This is a genomic window from Deltaproteobacteria bacterium (assembly GCA_009929795.1).
Taxonomy (GTDB): Bacteria; Desulfobacterota; Desulfovibrionia; order Desulfovibrionales; family Desulfomicrobiaceae; genus RZZR01.
In genome coordinates, this window is the sequence record RZZR01000300.1 from 1 (window position 1) to 1920 (window position 1920).

The following is a 1920-nucleotide window of genomic DNA, read 5'->3' on the forward strand; positions in this document are numbered from 1 at the left end:
GTTGCCATTTTTCCCGGCCTGGGATAGGGGCCGATCGAATGGCCCCAGCGGCCTCAACCCTACAACGCGTGAAATGTGATTATGCCCAGGAAAGCAGGACTGACGAAAGTGACGGTGTTTTCGGACTGGTGCAAGGGGTGTGGCATCTGCGTCGCCTTCTGCCCCTCCGAGGTCCTTGAACTCGGCCCCGACGGCAAGGCCCGGGTCGTCAGAGAGGACCAGTGCATCAACTGCGGATTCTGCGAACGACATTGCCCGGATTTCGCCGTCTCCGTCCGCCCAAAGCAGGAACCTGTCGGCCTGCCGCCGGACCTCGACCAGGCAGATCACTCCCGACGGAAAGACTGAACCGGGCCCTTGCGGCTCAAACCGGAATTGGAGCTGGCACACTGCATGGCAATCGCAAAAACAAAACCATTGGAACTGTTCGCCCAGGGCAACGAGGCCGTCGTCGAGGGCGCCCTTTTGGCCGGGTGCAGCTTTTTCGCCGGCTACCCCATCACCCCGTCCACGGAAATCGCCGAGGAAATGTCCAGGCGACTCCCTGGGATCCCCGATGGGGTCTTTATCCAGATGGAGGACGAGATCGCCAGCATGGGGGCCATCATTGGGGCCTCCCTTGCCGGACGCAAGGTCATGACTGCCACATCCGGACCGGGCTTCTCCCTCATGCAGGAACACATCGGCTACGCCTGCATGGCCGAGGTGCCCCTGGTCCTGGTCAACGTCATGCGTGGTGGACCGAGCACCGGTCTTCCAACCAGCCCGGCCCAAGGCGATGTCCAACAGGCCCGTTGGGGAACCCACGGTGACCATCCCGTCATCGTCCTCTCGGCATGCAACGTTCAAGAATGCCTTGAGATGACCGTCACGGCCTTTAACTTTGCCGAGAAATACAGAACCCCTGTTATTCTCCTCATCGACGAGGTCACAGCCCACACCAGGGAAAAAATCCAGGTCCCCTCGGCTTCGGCCTACACTATCCTCTCCAGAGTCCATCCGTCCATGCCTCCCGAATGGTACACGGCCTTCGAGGACACCATGAAAGGCGTGCCGTCCATGCCGCCCATCGGGTCCGGGTACAGATTCCATGTCACCGGGCTTACTCATGACTCCAAAGGCTTTCCGACCTCCAAGCCCGAAGAGGTCAATAACCTCATGACCAGGCTGTTCCGGAAAATCGACCAGTACTACTATGACATTCAGCTAACATCGGAATACCAGTGTGACGATGCCGAGATATGCGTCGTTGCCTACGGCAGTGTGGCCAGATCGGCAGAGTTGGCCGTGAGCCTGGCCAGATCCCGGGGCATTCCCGCCGGCATGCTCAAACTGAAAACCCTTTTTCCCTTCCCCCGTCCGGCCGTCGAGCGCATGGCCCGGCAATGTCGAACCGTCATCGTTCCCGAAATGAACATGGGGCAGATGTCTCGGGAAGTGAAAAGGGTGAACAACGGACAAACCCGTGTCCTGACCCTGAACCGGGTGGACGGGAACATCATCGCTCCCCAGGAAATCGAAAAAATGATCCTGCAAAGCCACCAGTCATGAGACCTCGCCCCAGAACCCGCACGAAACCGGATCCAAGGACTTGACGCCATGGCCCAGGAAACACAGCTCATCCACCAGTATCTCCGCCACGACAAAAAATTCCCTCACGTCTATTGCCCTGGCTGTGGCCACGGCATCGTCCTGGGGTCCCTCATCCGCAGCGTCCACGCCCTTGGCCTGGCCAAGGACGACGTGGTTCTGGTGGCCGGCATAGGCTGCTCCGGTCGCATGGCCGTGTATGTGGACTTCAACACCGTCCACACCACCCACGGACGGGCCCTGACCTTTGCCACAGGTATCAAGATGGCCAATCCGAAGCTCAAGGTCATCGTGGTCATGGGTGACGGAGACGCCCTGGCCATCGGCGGC

The 1920-nt window shown here is 59.9% G+C and carries 3 protein-coding genes; all 3 read left to right on the top strand.

All coding sequences use genetic code 11. The annotated features are described in order from the left end of the window. Positions 1-81 precede the first annotated feature (81 nt). Positions 82-348, top strand: a complete 267-nt coding sequence (locus EOM25_14405) for a 4Fe-4S dicluster domain-containing protein (GenBank protein ID NCC26367.1) — start codon at positions 82-84, stop codon at positions 346-348. 45 nt (positions 349-393) lie between these two features. Further along, the gene (locus EOM25_14410) at positions 394-1551 is read left to right on the top strand and encodes a 2-oxoacid:acceptor oxidoreductase subunit alpha (GenBank protein NCC26368.1); all 1158 of its coding nucleotides are present in this window, start codon (positions 394-396) and stop codon (positions 1549-1551) included. A gap of 48 nt (positions 1552-1599) precedes the next feature. After that, positions 1600-1920: 2-oxoacid:ferredoxin oxidoreductase subunit beta (locus EOM25_14415; GenBank protein NCC26369.1), on the top strand; the 321-nt coding region annotated here is incomplete at its 3' end.

What these genes read in the sequence shown, in the direction of transcription:
- EOM25_14410 (NCC26368.1), top strand. Translation starts at nt 394, where the DNA reads ATGGCAATCGCAAAAACAAAACCATTGGAACTGTTCGCCCAGGGCAAC.
- EOM25_14405 (NCC26367.1), top strand. Translation starts at nt 82, where the DNA reads ATGCCCAGGAAAGCAGGACTGACGAAAGTGACGGTGTTTTCGGACTGG.